Below are 19193 nucleotides of genomic sequence, written 5' to 3'. Positions count from 1 at the left end.
GCGGTCACCAGCCGGCACGTAAGACGGGTATCAAGCCTCGGGCCGAGTGTGTCTCAATCGGCGGGCGGCGCGAAGTAGGCGTAGACGACGGTCTCGGTCTCGTCGTCCGTGTAGGCCACGTGCGGTCTACCGTGATCGTCCAGCGCCATCGACAGGCCGGCCACCGCGGCCGGCGGGGCGTCCAGATCGATAAAATGCCATTCCCCGCCGCGCTGCACGCCATAGCGAACGATCGCTTCGCTTCGATCGGCAAACGCGAGGTGGATATTGTCGCAGGCGTCGGCCGCCGCCTCCACCAAGCCCGGGTCGCCCGGCGCGTAGACATTCTGCGGCGCCCAATGGTCGCCGGACTGCCACGCGACGTGGATCGTGCCGTCGCCGATAGTGTAAGCCACCGTCGGCACGCCGGTAGTCGAGATAAACAACGACGCGTCATATGGCGCATACACCTCCGGCTCGATGACCTGCCGCTGCCAATCGCCGTCCACGCGCACCGAGTGCTTGAACAATTCAAGGACGTAGAATCCACCGACTCCGGACACCACATGCGGGCGACTTTCCACATCGACAACCAGGTCCATGGCGGCGATACCGGCGTACACGTCGCCGGGTTGTGAAAACAGCGGCAACCAAAGAGGGCCGTTGGTATTGCGCGAAACGATGGCGCTGGGAGAGAAGGTGGTGTCGTTGCACCCGAAAAAGGCGTGTAACTCGGAGTCTTCCCGGCCGGCGATAATCGAGGTTCCACAAGCGAAATTGCCGTAGATCAACTCGACGTTCCAATCGGCACCGGCCAACCATCCGTGGCTGATGGTCATCGATCCGTAGTCGATTAACCGCGTCACTGAAAGGTGGACCGTGTCGTCCTCAGTCAGCACCAGCGAGGGTTTCGCGCAACTTTCAAACACCGAGGGGGTGGTCAGGTTCCAGCCTTTTTCGTCTCGAGTGGCGTGCACGATGCCGGTCAGCATTTCAAAATAATCGAACGCGACCTGCGGCCCGCCCGCGCTGTCCAGGCCCAACGAGATGTTGCCGATCAGAGGGTGGCTGTCGTCGATGGTTTCGAACAACCAGTCGCCGTCGTCCTGACAATGTTCTTCGGCGAAGGTGTCGTCGTCATCATCATCATCATCATCGTCATCGTCGTCATCATCGTCGTCGTCATCATCGATCGTATCGTCATCATCGACCGTATCGTCATCATCGATCGCATCGTCATCCATGGCGTCGTCATCGATTGAGTCATCATCAGCGACCGAATCGTCATCGATTGCGTCGTCATCGTCGACCGAATCGTCATCGAATGCGTCGCCGTCATCGATTTCGTCATCGTCCTCATCGCAGGCCGTGACGACAAACAAGCAAAGAAGAGAAAACAGCAACAACAGCCAGGCCGCGTACCGCATCGCCATTCTCCTAAGGTTGGGCGGTGCCGCTGGGCACCGGGGGGATCGGCATAATCCAGACGGCGCCGGCATTGCCGTACGCGGCGCGCATATCGCCGTCGGCTTCGGAAACCAGGGCGGTTTTGCTGTATTGGCAATCGGCGAGCAAGGTTGGGATGCTTTCCCAGGATTCGCCGGTTTTGTAGGCATAGGTCAATACGTTGTAGTCGGCGCCGATGACGTGAAGGCCGCCGGCGGCGTCGCGATAGAGGTCGGCGACGTCGAGATCGAGGTCGCCGACATATTCGGATTCCCAAGTGCCGCTGGTGTTGTTGGCGTATTCCGATCCCCAGTTGGTTAAATCGACGACGTGGGCGAAGGCCTGCTCGTCCATCACCATGGCGATGTCCTCGCCGGCCCAGTTGTCGTTGATGGTCCAGGTGCCCCAATCGCCCGAAGCGTTGGTGGCGTAGTACCAGCCGCGGGTCGAGCCGAAATAGGTATAGGCGATGTGCAGGTGGTCGTCCCCGTCCACGGCGATGGCCAGGTCATAGTAACTCGCGTCGTCGATATCAGTGAACTCCCAACCGGCTCCGGCATCCCGGGCGAGGATCAGGCGGCGGGCGGTACGGTCGTAGTAGGCGATGGCGGGCGCGTTACCGGCGGTGAAGGCGAGGTCGCAAAGGTAACCGGCGTCACCGGCGGCGTCGACGGCAACGGTTTGCCATGAGTCGCCGTCGCGGGTGGCGTACCAAAGTTCGGCGCGGGTATCCTCGGCGATTTCGCGTTCGATGGTATAGGCGACATGCAACACGCCGGCGTCATCGAGGGCCAGGGAGGCATGTCGGCCGGCGAGATCGCTCTCGTCGATGGTGTCGATCTGCCAGGACCCGGTGGCGTCGGTGGCGTAAAGCAGGTCGTCGCGGGAATCGTCGAAAGCGATTAAGTGAAGCGCGCCGGCGGCGTCGATCGTCATGTCGCGGGATCGGAATACGCCGCCTTCATCAACGGTGAAGGGCGTCCAACCCTTCGCGTCGCGGATTGCGCCTTGAAGAGAGTCAGCGACGCGGTCGGCGTAGACCACGCGCGGTACGCCCGCCACCAAAGCGAGACTGCTGTTCCCCGTTGGTTCGCCGTTCGCCGGCGGTGCGGCGCTTTCAACGACCCAGGCACCCGAAGCGTTGGTGTAGTACTTGATTAATGTTGAGTAGGGCGCGAAGGAACTGAGGTGAGCCGCCCCCGCCGTGTCGACACGGATGTGCGGGACCAGGCCGCCGTAGTCGCCCAGAAAGATTTTACGCGTCCAGGTTCCTGGGGCGTTGGTCGTGTAGATCATGGTGTCGTTCCACCAGACGGGGTCGCCGTAATGGTAGGCGATGTGGACATGGCCGCCCTCGTCGATGGCCAGGTCGCTGTAGGCACCCGTGTGCTGCATGGCGTCGGCGATCTCAAGGTGCCAGGTCCCGCCGGCGTTGGTGGCGTAGTGCAGGCGGTCGTTATGCTGGCAGGAAACGTGGGCCACGCCGGCCGCATCGATCGCCAGTCCGCCCGGCCAGGCGAGGGGGGCGATGTTTTCGAAGGTCCAGGCTTTGCCATCGAGCCAGGCATGGATCAGGACGTAGTCGTCTTGACCCACTTGGCGCACGTAAAGGGCATGCGGGCGGCCGGCGGAGTCGAGGGCAAGATCGGCGCGTTGGCCGAAACCGCGGCTGTCGAAGTAAGACCGGGTCCACCCGGCCGGGTCGCGGCGGGCATAGACGATGCGCTCGAGCAGGGCGTCGTCGTAGATCAGGTGCAAAACCCCGGTGTCGTCGCGGGCGAGGACCGGTGACCCCGCATTGCCGGAGATGAATTCACGTGAGGTGACGGTGTCGCCGTCGAGGGTGTAGATGAAGATGACGTCGCCGTTGCCGGCGGCGACATACCAGGTATCGCCGGGTCCTTCCGCACACGAGATCCCATGCGAGCCGGGCGTACCGCCCATGACCAGTTCTCGCTCGAAGTCGACGGGCGTCACATCATCGTCGTCATCATCGTCGTTGTCATCGTCATCGTCGTTGTCATCGTCATCGTCGTCGTCATCGTCGTTGTCATCGTCGTCGTCATCGTCATCGTCGTTGTCATCGTCGTCGTCGTCATCGTCATCGTCATCGTCATCGTCGTCGTCATCGTCGTTGTCATCGTCGTCGTCGTCGTCATCGTCAAGCGTGTAGTCATCATCCATGGCGTCGTCATCGATTGCGTCATCATCGGCGACCGTATCGTCATCGGTTGCGTCGTCATCGGCGACTGAATCGTCATCGATTGCGTCGTCGTCATCGGCCGCGTCGTCATCGTCGTTGTCCAGACAAGCGCCGGTCCATAGCGCCGCGCACACAAATCCAATCAATAAAAACAAAGATATTTTGTTAGCCACAAAAAGTTCTCTTTTCCGCCCCTGGAGCAATCATTGTCCAATATCGTTTTTCGTACTGTCAAATGCTTTTTGTGTTTTTGTAGTGGTTTGCGACCAGGGCGTACTAAATGCGGCCTGTGTGCTTGGCGCGGATCAACAAGCCAAGAAAGAAGGGACCGCCGAGGGTCGCGGTCAGCACGCCGACGGGAATCTCCACGCCCGAGACAATCGATCGCGCCGCCGTGTCGCACAAGATGAGAAAACCCGCCCCGGCCAGCAAGGAGGCGGGCAGCAAGACGCGGTGGTCGGGGCCGATCAAGAAGCGCACCGCATGGGGAACGATCAATCCGACAAAGCCAATGGGGCCCGCGAGCGCCACGACCAGGCCGGTAATCAGCGAGGCGCCGAAGTAACTGAGTCGTTGCACGCGCCGCACATTCACGCCGCGGCTGCGGGCGATTTCCGGCCCGAGGCTCAGTTGGTTCAGCGCGCCCGCGTGGGCCAGCAACGCGATGATGCCGGCCGCGTACGCCAGACCGGCCGTCGCAAAACTGAGTCGCGCGCCCCAGCTCGCCGCGAGGCTGCGGGGATGAAACACCACGTCGAGAGACCCCATCATCCAGCGCAGCATCATGTGCGTTTCGGTGAAATCGGCGAGATAAAAAACGAGCAGAATTTCCGCCGCGAAAAAGAAGCTGATCGTCACGCCCGCCAAGAGCAGCAGGTTGGTGGAAATCACGCCCCGCGTGCGCGCCAGGGCATACACAATACCCACCGTGGCGATGCTGCCCAGCAGCGCGGCGAACATCACCGGGGAGAACCCCAGCACCGTCGCATCGAGTCCCAACTTGATGGCCACCACCGCCCCGAACGCGCCGCCCGAGGACACGCCAAGCGTGAAGGGTTCGGCCAGGGGATTTCGCAGCAAGGCCTGCAACGTCGCCCCGGCCAAGGCGAGCGCCGCGCCGACGAGACCGGCCAACAGCACGCGGGGTACGCGCGTGAGCCACAGGATAGAGGCGTCAACATTGCCGGCCAGATCGTGGCGATGCGTCCAGGCTTTCACGGGGTCGATCGATACATTGCCGATTAGGGGCGCGAGCACCAACACGGCCAGCAGGAAAAGGACGAAGGGCGCCAGCCGCGCGGCGAAACGACTGGGGGTCAACGCCTGCATCAACCGTCCTCCCGTTCCAGCGGCAGCAAGTAGGGAGTGACGCCATCGGCCCGCCGCCCGACCTCGACCGGCGTGTCGTAGATCGGCGCGATGCGCTCGGCGGTCAGGATGCTCGCGGTGTTCCCGTCGGCGACGATGCGGCCCTCGTGCAGCAGCACGACTCGCGGGCAGTAGCGCGCGGCAAGGTTGAGGTCGTGCGTGACCAGAATGACCGTCAGGCGTTGATCTTCGTTTTGCCGCCGCAGGGTCGAAAGCAGCGCCATCTGGTGACGCAGGTCGAGGGAATTGGTGGGTTCGTCGAGCAACAGGGTTTCGGGCTCTTGAGCGAGCGCGGCGGCCAGCAGGGCGCGTTGCCGCTCGCCGCCGGACAACTCGAGGACACTGCGGTCAGCCAGTTCGGCGATGCCCGTGGCTTCCAGGGCGTGGCTGGCAGCTTGCACGTCGGCCTCGCTTTCAAAGGGCGAATAGCCGCGGTGCGGGTGCCTGGCCATGAGCACGAATTGCGAGACCGTGTAGGGGAAGTAAAAGGTGACATGCTGCGGGACGAGCGCCACGTGCCGGGCCAGTTCCGCGGCGTCCCAATCCGGCAGCGGCCGATCGGCATAAGCAACGCGCCCGGCGTCGGGACGCAAAAACCCGGCCAGCAGTTTCAGCAGCGTGGATTTCCCCGCGCCGTTGGGGCCGACGAGGGCGACCATTTCTCCGGCGTCGATGGTCAGGTCGACCTCGCTCAAAACAGGCTTGACGCGGTAGGCGAAGCGCAGGCCGGCGACGCGAAATCTCACGGCGTCTCCGGATGCAGCAGCGCGGCCATTTTTTTTGCCGTGGCCGCCATGTCGGTGCCCGGCGAAAGCGCGAAGCGATCGGTGATCACATGAACGCGGTTTTGTTTCATCGCCTGAAGATAGGACAAGGTTCGCCACAAGGCCAGCTCCCGCGGCGCGGTCTGGGGGTCGGGTTTGATTTGCGGCACGAAGATGAAAATGACTTCCGGGTTGGCGCGCAGAATTTCTTCGGTGCTGTATTTGGGATAGAGCGCGGGCGCATCGGCCGCCACGTTGATCCCGCCGGCGACTTGCAGCAGTTCATTGAGGAAGGTTTTCCCCGCCGCGACGGTAATGTCGCGCAGTTCGCCCGGCGTATGCCCAACCACCATCAGCGCCCGCACCAGCTTTTGACGGGCGACCGAGCGGCGCACGGCGTCCAACCCGCCGCGCATGTCGGCGGCGACCTGCCGCCCCTCGGTTTCCAAACCGAGAAGCTGCCCGAGGCGCACGGCGGCGTTGCACGCGTGGTCGATGGTCTCCGCCGGCAAAGGCTCCACTTGCAGGCCCAACGCCCGCAGCTTGTTCACATGCTCTTCCATGGTGTCCTGCGCGACGACGAGATCGGCCCGCACGGCGACGATCTTTTCGAAGTTGGCGTTGAGCGCGGCGCCGATTACCACTGCATCGTCGCGTACACCCTCGGCCGGGCAGAACGACGTGTGACCGACGATGCGGTCTCCGGCGCCCATGGCCACGAGGATTTGGGTGAAGCTCGGCAGCATGGACACGATGCGCGTGGGATGATCGGCGACCGGCGGCGGCGCGCTGCTGTGGCAGGCGACAAGCGCGATCAGCAACAGAGGCAGCCACCACCGTAGTTTCATGTGTCTCCCATCGGCACTCGAGCATTTTCGCGGAAATGAGGCGCTAATGATGGTCTGTCGCGGCCAACCATGTCAAGCAAATCAGATGCCGAAGACCATGCCGAGCCGCCACTCGGTTTCCGGGGCAAGCCGTCCACCGGTTGGATGAATTCCGAGTCATGCCAACGCCGCACAAAAACGTTTCACGGGTTCAGAATACCCAAAAGAAAAGCCCCCCGTCGAGCGACGAGGGGCCGGGTTGTTCAGGCGTCGGCGTTACTTGGCGCGCAGCACAACGAAGGTCGTCGTACCCGCTCGGTTGATGAGCAGCAGAAGCTTTTTTCGCTTCACGTTTTTCACGGCCGCGTCCAAGTCAGCCGCCGAGGCGACCGGCATGCGGTTGAGTTCCATGATCAGATCGCCGGTTTGCAGCTCGGCGGCGGCGGCAGGACTGTCTTTTTCAACGTCTACGATCATGACGCCGCGGGCGTCGGCGGGCAATTGAAAACGATTGGCGAGCGCCGGGGAGAGCGTCACGGCGGTTAGCCCGCTCAGGGTGACGCGGTCGCTGACCGGCTCTTGATCCGGTGTGCTGGTGGGCACGGCGGCGGCGTCATCGGGATGCCGGCCGATGGTGATGGTGATGTTGCGCCTGGTGCGGTCCCGCACGACGAGCAGTTCCACTTTGTCATCGGGGTGCTTTTGCGAAATGAGATTACGAAGGTGCGTGGAGTCCTGAATGTTCAGGCCGTCCATTTCGATCACGACGTCACCGCGTTGGAGCCCGGCTTCGTCGGCGGGGCCCTCTTTAAGTACGTCGGCGATGATCGCGCCGCGCGGTTTTTTCAGGCCGAATTGATCGACCATATCCTGCCGCACGTCCTGAATGAGCACGCCGAGGTAGCCGCGCTCGACGCGACCGTGCTGCACGAGGCTGTCCATAATGACGCGGGCCATGTCGACGGGAATGGCGAAGCCAACGCCTTGATAGCCGCCGGTCATCGAGGCGATGGCCGTGTTGATGCCCACGAGTTCACCGCGGGTATTGACCAGCGCGCCGCCGGAATTGCCGGGATTGATAGCGGCGTCGGTCTGGATGAAATCTTCATAGTCGGCGATGCCCACCCGCGCGCGGCCGAGGGCGCTGACGATCCCCTGCGTCACGGTGTGTGAAAGGCCGAAGGGGTTGCCGATGGCCAACACCACTTCACCCAGCCGCAGGTCGGCCGAGCGACCCAAGGTGAGCGGGTCGAGATCCGTGGCGTCGATTTTGAGTACGGCGACGTCGGATTTGGGGTCGGTGCCGACGATCTGGGCGACGAATTCGCGCTGATCGTAAAGGACGACGAGCACTTCGGTCGCGTCTTCCACGACGTGGTTGTTGGTTAGGATGTAGCCGTCGGTGGCGATGATCACGCCGGAACCGCGGGAGCGCTCGCGGCGTTCGCGGGGCACCTGGTCGGGAAAGCGGTTGCCGAAAAAGCGCCGGAAAAACGGATCGTGGGAAAAGGGCGAATTGCGGCTCGGGGTTTTGACGACTTTGGTCGAGGAGATATTCACTACGCCTTTGACGGCTTCTTCCGCGACGTCGGAAAAACCCAGCGTGGGCGCGGCTTGCGCCGGCGGTTGCTTGGGCGCTTCAAGAACGTTCGGCGTTTTCTTGCCGGCGCCGGCTGTTGCGCCGTCGTCCGCTTTGTCGGCGGACTGGCACGCCACGAGGCCGAAGGCCGCGATCATCGAAACAAACAGAGCAATAACAAGTAGATAGCGATGTAAATGCACGGGGCGACTCCATTCTTTCGGTTTCTTTTCAACCCACTTTCGGCCCGTGGCCGAGTCTCAAATAAGAAAACACCTTGGGCAAAAAGTTCCGCTGGAATCATAATCACTTGTCGTGAGTTTTCAACACCGTTTCGGATCGAAATCTTTCTCGCTTTTGCCGTGAAAAGAGGCGCGGCTCGCCCACCATTATGTTTCACGACGCATGTTGTCTGCTTCCCTGGGTTGGTGATACTTTGCCCGCGCGTAACGCTACGCATCAGACGTCAACAAGTGGTGGTTTCACATGCTCAAGGAAATGTCGGTTTATCTGGATGACAAGCGCGTTGAGACAAGTGCGTTCGACCAGGGCGCCGGTTTCGGCAAAGCGCTGGCGGCGCGGCGGATCATGGAGGCCGATTCGCCGGATGACACCGTGTATTTTTCCGGATTCACGCCGTTGGCGGCGACGGGGCTGGGCTTCGCCGGGAAGCTCAACGTGTACGGCATCAGTTTGCTCGGCGGCAATCTGCAAGGCAGTCGCAGCGGCGGGCTGATCACCCGGTACCTGACGCGGCAGGGAATCGCGGGGATCGGCGTAGTCGGTCAAAGCGAAACACCGCTGCTGCTGCACGTGGACGCCGGGGGCGAAGCGGCACTGCGCCCGCTCGCGGAATACGGCGAGGACATCGTCGGCACGTACGCGCTGGCCGAGGCGATCTATCGCCGCCACGGTAACAACGTGGGCATGGCGATCACCGATCCCGCATCCATGGGCTTTTTGTTCAATGCGATTCTCTGCAATGCCCGGCCCGGCGACCCACCTCATCGCGTGGCGGGGCGCGGCACGACGCGCTTTGGCAGCAACGGTTTGGTGGGGATCGTCGTGGAGCGATCGGCGGAGGTTCGGCATGGGATGGAGTTCGACAAGGCGCGTTTAGCCGAGACGCTGCGGGCGTTGCATAAAGCGAAGTGGAACACCAACCTGACCGGCTCCGACGACCCCGAACAACCGCTGTTAGGCGGCACGTATGGCGCGGCGGCAAAGGGTCGGTTCGATGGCGGGCACGGGCTGACGAATCTTTTTCGCGCGGCCCACTTGCCGCCCGAGCATTACGCGGCGGTGTTGCCCGAGTCGCTGGTGCGCGACCAAATTCGCCTGGCCGAAGAGCACGGGCTCAAGATCAGTCGTCACTCCTGTCTGCCGGGTTGCCCGAATAAATGCAGCCAGGTGGTGATCTTGCCGGACAACGGCGAGTACAAAGTGTTCAAAGCGGGCGAATGGGAAACCTATCAGGGCGTGTTAAACCTGGGCCTGTTTGCCGACGTGCTGCCCTTCACGACGTGGGTGACGCAACATTCCAACGATCACGCCTACGACCACATCGAAGGGTTGGTGACGCTGGCGGCTTTCGCGTTGGCCACCGAGACGAAGGCCGATACCGGCGTGCGTTACGGCGATACCGAATCCATGCGGCGCTTGTTGCACGAAGCGATCGCCGGTGACACCGAGCGAGGCCGGCTGTTTCGTCGGGGCGCGGCGGCGGTGGAGGAATTCTACGGCCTGCCGCGGCATTTCACGGTCGGTGGTCACGCGCTGCCCTTCCACAACGGGCGCAGCATGCTGCAGACCGGCGTCGGCTTGAGTTGGACCTACGGTCGACACGGCGAGTGTTGCGCGGGACCCGGCCGGCACAACTTTTTGGACCAGCCTTACGATCCGACCGATCACGCGCTCCCGGCGGATACGCACGTGTTGAACACGATGCACGGCATAGCGATGTACGGCGCGGTCGACGAACTGGGCATGTGCTTTTTCATCGGCCCGAGCCTCGACACGCTCGTGGATTGCGAGAGAATTCTGGCCGCGGCCGGCCGGCCCTTCGAAGTGGGAGACATGGTGCGCGTTTCGGCGGCGCTCATCCGCGACATCCATGACTTCAACAAGTCGCGCGGCGTGGAGATTCAAGCCTTGCCGCAGGTGTTTTACGACCAGCCGACCCACGGTAATGCGCAGAGCGAAGACGAAGCGGTCTGTTTCAACGTGCCGTTTGAAGCGGTACGCGACACCGGTGCGAAGGTGCTCGAGGAAGTGGCCGCCGGGAAGCAGACGATTCCGGATCGTCTACTGACGGCCTCGCGGGCGCGATACGAATAAACGCCGCGGCTACTGGATCACCGCCAACACTTCGCCGCGCTTGACAGTCTCGCCCTTGGCCTTGGTCAGCGACGCAATGGTGCCGTCGGCCGGGGCGGGCAGCGCGTTTTCCATCTTCATCGCTTCCAAGATGACAACGGTTTGCCCCGCGGTGACCGTGTCGCCTTCCGCGACTTCGTAACGAACGATCGTTCCGGGCATCGGCGCTTCCACCACGGCCTTGCCGGAAGTGGCGGCTTGCGGCTTGGGTGCCGGGGGCGCTGCCGCGGTCGCTTGCGCAGGGGCCGGAGGCGGCGGGGCGGCGGGAGCGGCGGTCGGCGCGGCGATTGCCGGCGTCACGGCGCCCACTTGGAAACCGCTGAGGCCGTCGGTTTCAACCTGGACCTCGAACAGTTCACCATCCACGGACACGCGGACCGACTGCGCGTTCTTCAACGCCGGGGCGGCGGGTTTTTCGCTCAACTCGCCGGCGAGCGCCTTTTTGATCAGTTCCTCTTCGGCGCGTATTTCCTCCAGCGTGCGGGGCTTCTCGCCGGGAGCTTTCTCGTCGAGCCCGTGTTTGAAGCGCAGAAAATCCATGCCGGTACGCGGATAGAGCGCGTAGGTCAGCACATCGCCAATCTCGTCGGTGAATCCACTCACGGCCTCGCGCGCGGCGGGCATTTCCGGTTCGAGGATGTCGCCCGGGCGCTGGCTGATGGGCGTTTCGCCGCGTTCGTAACCGGCGAGGCATTTCTTGCGCACTTCCTCGTTGATCGGCGCGGGCGGCCGACCGTAGAGGCCGTAGCAGTAATCGCGCACTTCCTTGCTGATCAGCTTGTAGCGCTCGCCGCCCAGGACGTTCATGACGGCCTGCACGCCGACGATCTGGCTGGTCGGCGTCACCAGCGGGGGGAAGCCGAGGTCGGCGCGGGTGCGCGGCAGTTCCTGGAACACCAGGTCGAGTTTGTCGAGCGCTTCGGCCTCGCGCATTTGGTTGACGAGGTTGCTCAGCATGCCGCCGGGCACTTGGTGCTTGAGCACGTCCACGTCGATGACCGCCGTTTTCGACGTGTTCATGAAGTGACGATACTTCGGCGTGATCGATTCCAAATATTTGCTGACCTCGTGCAAGGCGTCGAGGCTGAGGCCCGTATCGCGGTCAGTACCTTCGAAGGTGACGATCATCGGCTCGACAGCCGGTTGACCGCTGCGGTAGGCCACCGGCGCCAGTGAACAATCGATGATATCGACGCCCGCCTCGGCGGCCTTCATGTAGGCCAGGTCGGCCAGGCCCGAGGTAAAGTGCGCGTGCAGTTGGATCGGCACGTCGACGATCTTTTTGAGTTCCACGACGAGCAACGCGGCGTCCTGCGGCGTGAGCAACCCGGCCATGTCTTTAATGCACAGGGAGTGGGCGCCCATCTCGACGAATTCCTTCGCCTTGCTTTTGTAGTACTCGAAGGTGAACACCGGCCCGCCGATGCGGCGCTCGGTCAGCGAGAAGGAAAGCGTGGCCTGAATGTGGGCGTCGGTTTCCTGCAAGGTCTTGAAAGCAGCCTCGAAATTGCGGCCGTCGTTGAGGGCGTCGAAAACACGGAAGATATCCATGCCGCATTCCACGGCGTGCAGACAAAATGCGCGCACCACGTCATCGGCGTAGTTGCGATAGCCGACGAGATTCTGACCACGCAACAACATTTGCAGCGGCGTGTGTTTGGCGAGCGCCTTGATTTTGCGCAAACGTTCCCACGGGTCTTCCTGCAGGAAGCGGTGCGTGACATCGAAGGTCGCGCCGCCCCACACTTCCAGCGAGTGGAACCCCACGGCGTCGAGCATGCCGATGATCGGTTCCATGTCTTCAAAACGCATGCGGGTGGCGAACAGACTTTGGTGGGCGTCACGCAAGGTCGTGTCGGTGATCTTCAACGGGTGAGCCGGCGCCATGGTAGTAGCTCCTTTCGCTCGTTAAACCGCAACCGAAGGGGTCGCAATGGACCTTTGCGTAACAGGAATTAGCAGTCTTGGCAAGCGTTTCGCTACCGGATGATTTCGAAACGAAATCGAGGGCGGCTTAGGATTCCGAAACCACGGTCGATAAGTCGGTGACTTGAGCGAGAATGAATTTCTCTTCGCGTTCGCCGATCACCTCCGTACTCACTTCCGTGTCGAAAACCTCGCCGTTTTTTCGCACACCCTTGGCGACGGTGGAAAAGGTGCCGGCCTGCAATTGCGCGACAATGATGTCCGGAATACGATGCGCGATCTCGATGGGTACGAGGTCGAAAACCGTCAACCGAAGCATTTCCGAGCGAGTGTAACCGTACAGGTCCAAAGCGGCTTGGTTGCAATCCACGACTCTCCCACCGAGGGTTTCCAGGAACACTGCGTGTGCGGAATCGCGATAACGCGCAAAAATTTCATGCGGGTCGCTCATTTTTTACTCCGAAACAGGATAAATTTATCAGCAATCATTGCTGAAGATAATCCAATTGATTTAATTCTAGCGTAAAAGCGAAAACAATTCAACATATAAATCGCGGGCCGATACACAATCTAGTACATTTTGGGGTGCAGATGTCCATATCTTGACTTGACATCGAAAGGTCGTCGGCTACTCTGGTATTATCGGATTGGGATTTGCTTGCTTTTTCGCGCGGTGTGCCGCTCGAGCCGGAGGTGTATTAGATGCGCATTCGCGGGTTGGCCGGGCTGCTGGTCCTGGCGCTCGTATGGCCGGGAATTGCCTCGGCCGCGGAGGGATTCAACAGCCATCTCTTTCATCCTTCTCCGTTTGCGGGCCGCTTTTTGACCTTTGAAGATGCGCAAACCATGCCGCAATTTCGCTGGGCCCTCGGGGCGCTGATCGACTACGCCAACGCCCCGGTGGAGGTGCGCGAAAACAACGATCGCGTCTCCGGCGTCGTGGACGGAATGTTGAGCACCGATCTTACGGGCTCGTTTTCCGCGCACGAGATGGTCAATGTCGGCCTGCACGTGCCGATTCACTGGTTCAACCGCTCGCGAACCTTCGATGATTTGGGCGACGCCGACGGCATTTCCTCGCGCCAAAACCGCACGTCCATGGGCGATATCCGCCTGCTCACCAAAGTCCGGATCTTGGAAGAAGGAATGTTTCCCTTCGGGGTCGCCGTGACGCCTTTCGTGACCTTTCCGACCGGCGACGCGGACGCGATGCTCGGCGACGGCCGCATGACCTACGGACTGACGGGCACGTACGAGATCAACCTCGCTTGGGTGCGCATGGGGCTGTCGGGTGGCTGGCGGTATCGCGGCCGGTCCGGCGTGCTGGATACGCAGGTGCGCAACGCATTTCCGCTCGCGGTGGGCGTCACGCGGGACATCACCGACCGCATCAACGTGAGCCTGGAGTTGCACGGCGAGATGTACGAGTCGGAGAACAACCGGGATTTTGCCGGCAATCCGTTGGAACTCGATGCCGTGGGGCGCTGGCGCATGCCGCAAGTGCCGGGTTTGCGGATCATCGGCGGCGGCGGGCCGGGCGTGACCAGCGGCGTGGGCAGCCCTGATTTCCGTCTCTTCGCCGGGGTCGATTACCGGCCGGAGATCGAGGCGAAACCGCCCCCCAGCACCGGCCATCTGCGGATCGTCGTGCAGGATACGCACGGCGTTCCCCTGGAAGCCGAAGTCGGTTTGGAAGGCGCGGAGTTGCGCTTGGGCAACACGACCGACGGCACGTTCGCCGTAACCGATTTGGCGCCGGGCACCTATCAAGTTCGCGTGTCGCGGCCCGATTTCGAAACCGGCCTGGCCGAGGCGCAGATCTTCGCCGGGCAGTCCGCGACGGTGACGGTGGTGTTGTATCCGCTGGAGACGCGGTTGACGGTGATTGTGCTGGATAAGGACAAAGGCCACCGGCTCGACAGCCGCCTCATTTTCAACCCCGGCGCGGCGGACGAGAAGGTCGTTGAGAACCCGAGCGGCGAATATACCGAAGCCGTGGAACCCGGGACGATTCCCTTCACCGCGGTGGCGACCGGTTACGAGGCCGTGCTCACCAAGGCCGATGTCCAAGCGCATGAGACGACGACGATTACCGTGCGCCTGCGCCGCAAGATCGAAAAATCGGGGCGCATTTTCTTCGATTTGGATTCGGCGGACCTGCGGCCGATTTCCAAACCCGTGCTGCGGGAAATCGCCAACAAGATCACACAAATTAATCCGAAGCAGGTGATCGTCGAAGGCCACTGCAGCGACGAGGGAACCGACGAATACAACATGAAACTTTCGCAGCGACGCGCCGAGTCGGTCCAGCAATTCTTGGTAGCGCAGGGCGTAGCGGCCAACGTGCTCACTGTCGCCGCATTCGGCGAATCGCGGCCGATCGCCACCAACGAAACCGAGGAGGGCCGCGAACGTAACCGGCGGGTCGAATTCATCATCGAAGGGGGAGACTAATGAGCGCGCGTCGTTGGGTGATCGCGCTGCTTCTGCTGTGGGCTGTCGCGGCGGGTGCCGCCGACGTCGATTTATCCGAACCGGCGGCGGTCGATTTGCGCCTCTGGGGTCCAGGCGAATTATCGAACCTCGGGTATAGCCTGGCTGCCGGCGATTTCGACGGCGACGGCTTGCCGGATATCGCCATGGGCGCTCCGGGCGACGAAAGCTACCGCGGCGCGGTGTTCGTGCTGCTTTCGAGCGAGGGTTCGCTGACCGGCAACCTGGATTTCAACGAGGATACGGCCGACGTAACCGTGTTGGGCGAGACCGAGCAATACCTCGGCTTCAGCCTCACGGCGAACGATTTCAACGGCGACGGACTCGACGACTTGGTAGTGGGCGCCGCGCGAGCGCCGGGACCCAGCACGGAGGATCAACTCGGCGCCGTGTTCGTGTATTTCGGACGCGAAAAATGGCCCGACCAACTGGGTACGACCACCGGGGCCGATGTGACGATTTGGGGCGAGAAGGAAGGCGGCCAGTTCGGAGTGAGTCTGGCGACCGGCGATTTCGACGGCGATGAAACGCCGGACCTGTTCGTGGCCGCGCCGATTTTCGAAGACGTCGGGGCGTCGGCGGCGGGCAAAGTCTACGGCTTTCTCGGCGACACGCTGGTGGGCGTGATCGATCTGCGGCCCGAAGCGAACGAGGCCGACATCGAAATCGTGGGCGAATCCAATGGCCAGCGCCTCGGCGAAGGCCTGACGCTGGGCGATCTGAACGGCGATTCTTATGACGATCTGGCGATGGGCGCGCCAAGCCTGTCCTCGCCGCTGCCGGGCGCGAAGGAAGGCTTCCCGGGTGTCGTGTACGTGATCGAGGGGCGCCCCTTTTCCGATGTGTTGCGCATCAACTTAGCCGCCGACACGCCCGACAGTCGCATCTCGTGGGAAAATCGAACCGGCAACGTGGGCGCGGCGCTGACCGTGGGCGACATCGACGGCGACGGGATGGCTGATCTAGTGATCGCGGCCCCGAATTTGCCGACCAAGAAATCCGCCGCGGGCGACGTGTTCGTCGTGCTCGGTCAAGCGATGTGGCCGGAGACCATTGATTTATCCGTGGCCGACCTGACCGTACACGGCCCGGACGCCGGGGCGCGTTTCGGTTTCGCGGTAGCGGCGGGGGATGTCACAGGCGATTGCGTCGACGATTTGTTGATCGGCGCGCCGGGCTTTGACTCAACCGGGTACGGCGAAGCCTACGTAATCGAGGGCGACCCGGAGTATCCGCTGCAATACGAGATCGACTTGGCCGGGGTCGACCAACCGCTGCACCGTTTCGTCGGCGCGGCGGTGCGTGATGACACCGGTTTCGCGGTGGCCCTGGCCGATCTAGACGAGGACGGCGTGCTCGATTATCTGCTCGGCGCACCGGGTTTCTCGCCGAGCAATCCGACCCGCGACAGCGGCGGGGCGGCGTACGCAGTGATCGCCACGGCAACCAATTTGCCGCCGATAGCCGATGCCGGGGCCGACCGCAGCGGTGTGCCCAACGTGCCTGTCGTGCTCGACGGCCGTGACTCGATCGATCCGGAAGGCGCGGCGATCACTTACACGTGGACGCAGACGGCCGGACCGGAAAACGTCGATCTGGTCCAACCGCAAAGCGCGACACCGCTGTTTACCGCCACGGAAAAAGGCGTGTATCGGTTTGAACTCGTCGTGGCTGACTGCAAGTTCGCCAGCGATCCGGATGAAGTTGCGGTGACCATCGGCGATTTCCCGGGTGACGACGACGATGACGGCGGCGACGACGATGATGACGGCGGCGGCGATGACGACGGCGGCGGTGGAAGCGCGCCGGGCGGCGAACCGGACAACCACGACGGTGTCTGGGATTCCGACGAGGACGAGGACGTGGGGATCTACGGCGGAGGCGGCTGCACCGGCTAGTCGGTGGGTTCGTCGGTGTCGAAGATCGTGCGCCGTTTTCCGACCACGGCGACCAACGCCATTCCCATCACATAAAGCAACACGAGAGGCCCGGCGAGCATGAGTTGCGTCACGACGTCGGGAGGAGTCAACGCCGCCGCGGCGATGGCGATGATGACCACGGCGTAGCGGAAACCGCGCCACAGCATCCGCGCGTTGACGATGCCCAAACGGCCCAGCAGCACCATCAGCACCGGCAATTCGAAGCCAAGGCCGAACACCAACAACAGCTTCAGCGAAAAGTTCATGAAGGAGCTGATTTTCAGCATCGCCGTGAACATCTCCCCGGTTTCGTAGCGCTTGACCAGGAAGTCGAGCGCCGCCGGCAGGATTCCGAAATAGCCGAACACCGCGCCCAATACGAAAACCAGCGCCGAGGCCATGGCGAACAGGAAGAAGATGATCCGCCGCTTGCGATACAGCACCGGCGAGGCGATCCACCAGATTTGCAGAAAGACGTAGGGCGCGGCGAGCAGCAGCCCGGCGATGAGTCCGAGCCAAAGGTGTGCCATGAACGACTCGTGCGGCGCGGTGAAATATAGACTGCGGTTCTGGCCCATGATCGACAGGAACGGCAGTTTCAGGATCAGCAGCAAATCGCTCGAGAAGTACAGGCCGACGGCGGCGCCTACACCGATGGCCAGCGTTATGCGCAACACGCGGCGGCGCAGGTCGGCAAAGACACTGAGCAGATCGGGGCCGGTCGGCATGGCGTCGGACATCGTCAAACCTCACACGACGGAAACGGACGCCGTTAGTAAAAGGCAGTTTGACGCGGGGAGCAAGGCTAGTCCGCCAATCGCGCTCGTATTTTCTTGGTGGTCAGTTCCCGCAACGCATCCTTGGCGATCCAGCGGGCGGCGCGTGAATCCCGTTCGGCGATGCGTTCGGCCATGACCTCATCGAAACACATGGGCCGCCGCTAAAAGTGCCGCACAAGCATCAATGAGTCGAGGTTCGTGAGTTCCGCTTTATAGTTCTCGCCCTTGTGGGGATCGCCCGGAATGAGCAGTGCCGTCAACTTGCCGCGGACATCGTAGTAAGCGCGGTACTCGTCCGCCGCGGCCTGCAGAAAGGTCTTCCCGGCGAGCAGGGCGTTGTCGGCATTTTCCTTGTCGCCTTGTTCGCTCAAGCACAGGGCCAAGCGCGTCATCACCCGGGAGACCTCCGCTTGGTTGCGGAACAGCATCTGAGTCAAGATGGCGCGACGGTACCAATACTGGCGCTTGTCATCGTCGCTGGGCGTGCCGTTTTTCTGCGCCGCTTCGAATTCGCTTTCCAGGTTGTTCCGTCGTTCGATGTTGTTGGCCACTTCTTCTTTGAGCAGATTGTACGCGGCGGTGAAATACGAGAACGCGTCATCCACTTGGCCTAGTTGGTAGGCTTCGTCGCCCGCGTAGATGGCCGGCGCGCTGCACAGGATGAAGCGGCAGTCGTCCGTCTTATTATTCTCGAGGCACCCGAAATGGTTTTTCAGGTTGATCTGCAACCGATCGACGTCGCCGGAATCGGTACGCGCCGCCCGGGTCAATTGCTTTTCCAGGTACGGAACGATCTGGTCGGACGGCATCGGCTCGGCCCCGCCGAGTTCAATGTCGGGTAGCGGCGCGGGCGTTGGCGCGGGGGCGGCGGGCGGCGGTTTTTTTTCGCACGCGATCCACGTCAGCGCAAGAGTTACCGCAAGTGCGATCCATAAAAGCTTTCGCATCGGCGCGTCCTAAGGTTATTTAAGCAGGTCGAAAACGGTTTTGTGGTCGTCGGTCTTCGCTTCGACCAACATCTCGTAGAAGAACATTTCGCGCGTACCCACCAAGACACCCTCGTCGCTCATGCGGCGCAGGGCGAGTTCGTGGTTGAACGGGTCGCGGGCTCCCACGACGTCAGCCAGGAGCATCATCTCGTATTCCTGCGCCGCGCCGACCAGCGCCGTTTGGGCCACGCACACATGGGTTTCGATGCCGATCACGATGAGGGTGTCGACATCGAGGTCGGCAACCTTGGCCGTGAACTCGGGTTCGCCGAAACAGGAGAAAGCGGTTTTCGGGATCGGCCGATAGTCTTCCTCAAGCACATCCTTGACTTCGGGCAACGTCGCGCCGAGGCCTTTTGGGTACTGCTCGGTGATGACGATCGGGATGTCGAGCCGACGGCAGAAGTCGATCGTCTTTACCACATTAGCAAGAAGCGCTTCCTTGTCGTGAATGTGAGGAAAAAGTTTTTCCTGAATGTCCACGACAACCAAAGCGGTTGCCTCACGCGGAATGAGGCCGTCGAGTTCCATGGGGCTCTCCCAGG

14 protein-coding genes are annotated in these 19193 nt (G+C 62.1%); 3 read left to right on the top strand and 11 right to left on the bottom strand.

Annotation, left to right across the window (positions count from 1 at the left end; all coding sequences use genetic code 11):
• Positions 1-53 precede the first annotated feature (53 nt).
• The 6 genes from P9L99_12465 to P9L99_12440 form a co-directional block, all read right to left on the bottom strand.
• On the bottom strand, positions 54-1406 hold the full coding sequence (locus P9L99_12465; protein MDP8224167.1) for a hypothetical protein: 1353 nt from the start codon (positions 1404-1406) through the stop codon (positions 54-56).
• A gap of 10 nt (positions 1407-1416) precedes the next feature.
• Positions 1417-3801: a hypothetical protein gene (locus P9L99_12460; protein ID MDP8224166.1), complete on the bottom strand. Its 2385-nt coding sequence runs from the start codon at positions 3799-3801 to the stop codon at positions 1417-1419.
• Between the two features lie 103 nt (positions 3802-3904).
• A complete protein-coding gene (locus P9L99_12455) occupies positions 3905-4957 on the bottom strand; it encodes an iron ABC transporter permease (protein MDP8224165.1) in 1053 nt (350 codons plus the stop codon).
• Positions 4957-5742, bottom strand: a complete 786-nt coding sequence (locus P9L99_12450) for a heme ABC transporter ATP-binding protein (GenBank protein ID MDP8224164.1) — start codon at positions 5740-5742, stop codon at positions 4957-4959. Before P9L99_12450 ends, P9L99_12455 begins: the two co-directional genes overlap by 1 nt.
• Complete coding sequence (locus P9L99_12445) at positions 5739-6608, bottom strand: helical backbone metal receptor (GenBank protein ID MDP8224163.1); 870 nt, start codon at positions 6606-6608, stop codon at positions 5739-5741. Before P9L99_12445 ends, P9L99_12450 begins: the two co-directional genes overlap by 4 nt.
• A 255-nt stretch (positions 6609-6863) precedes the next feature.
• Positions 6864-8369, bottom strand: a complete 1506-nt coding sequence (locus P9L99_12440) for a Do family serine endopeptidase (protein MDP8224162.1) — start codon at positions 8367-8369, stop codon at positions 6864-6866.
• Positions 8370-8652: 283 nt separating this feature from the next.
• On the opposite strand from P9L99_12440, the gene P9L99_12435 reads away from it, so the two are divergent.
• A complete protein-coding gene (locus P9L99_12435; GenBank protein MDP8224161.1) occupies positions 8653-10503 on the top strand; it encodes an aldehyde ferredoxin oxidoreductase N-terminal domain-containing protein in 1851 nt (616 codons plus the stop codon).
• Positions 10504-10512: 9 nt separating this feature from the next.
• Here P9L99_12435 and P9L99_12430 read toward each other — a convergent pair whose 3' ends face one another.
• Both P9L99_12430 and P9L99_12425 read right to left on the bottom strand, forming a co-directional pair.
• A complete protein-coding gene (locus P9L99_12430) occupies positions 10513-12429 on the bottom strand; it encodes a pyruvate carboxylase subunit B (GenBank protein ID MDP8224160.1) in 1917 nt (638 codons plus the stop codon).
• Positions 12430-12556: 127 nt separating this feature from the next.
• A complete protein-coding gene (locus P9L99_12425; protein MDP8224159.1) occupies positions 12557-12919 on the bottom strand; it encodes a PAS domain-containing protein in 363 nt (120 codons plus the stop codon).
• A 251-nt stretch (positions 12920-13170) separates the two neighbouring features.
• On the opposite strand from P9L99_12425, the gene P9L99_12420 reads away from it, so the two are divergent.
• Positions 13171-14922, top strand: coding sequence for an OmpA family protein (locus P9L99_12420; GenBank protein MDP8224158.1), 1752 nt, complete (start codon positions 13171-13173; stop codon positions 14920-14922).
• A complete protein-coding gene (locus P9L99_12415) occupies positions 14922-16859 on the top strand; it encodes an FG-GAP-like repeat-containing protein (GenBank protein MDP8224157.1) in 1938 nt (645 codons plus the stop codon). The genes P9L99_12420 and P9L99_12415 overlap by 1 nt, the downstream gene beginning before the upstream one ends.
• Here P9L99_12415 and tatC read toward each other — a convergent pair.
• The 3 genes from tatC to P9L99_12400 form a co-directional block, all read right to left on the bottom strand.
• On the bottom strand, positions 16856-17620 hold the full coding sequence (tatC, locus tag P9L99_12410; protein MDP8224156.1) for a twin-arginine translocase subunit TatC: 765 nt from the start codon (positions 17618-17620) through the stop codon (positions 16856-16858). The two genes, P9L99_12415 and tatC, sit on opposite strands and share 4 nt — an antisense overlap.
• Before the next feature lie 200 nt (positions 17621-17820).
• Positions 17821-18606: a hypothetical protein gene (locus tag P9L99_12405; GenBank protein MDP8224155.1), complete on the bottom strand. Its 786-nt coding sequence runs from the start codon at positions 18604-18606 to the stop codon at positions 17821-17823.
• Between the two features lie 15 nt (positions 18607-18621).
• The gene (locus P9L99_12400; protein MDP8224154.1) at positions 18622-19179 is read right to left on the bottom strand and encodes a hydrolase; all 558 of its coding nucleotides are present in this window, start codon (positions 19177-19179) and stop codon (positions 18622-18624) included.
• Between the last annotated feature and the right edge of the window lie 14 nt (positions 19180-19193).

Source organism: Candidatus Lernaella stagnicola (assembly GCA_030765525.1).
GTDB classification, from domain to species: Bacteria; Lernaellota; Lernaellaia; order Lernaellales; family Lernaellaceae; genus Lernaella; species Lernaella stagnicola.
This window is presented reverse-complemented; position numbering and strand designations above follow the sequence as displayed.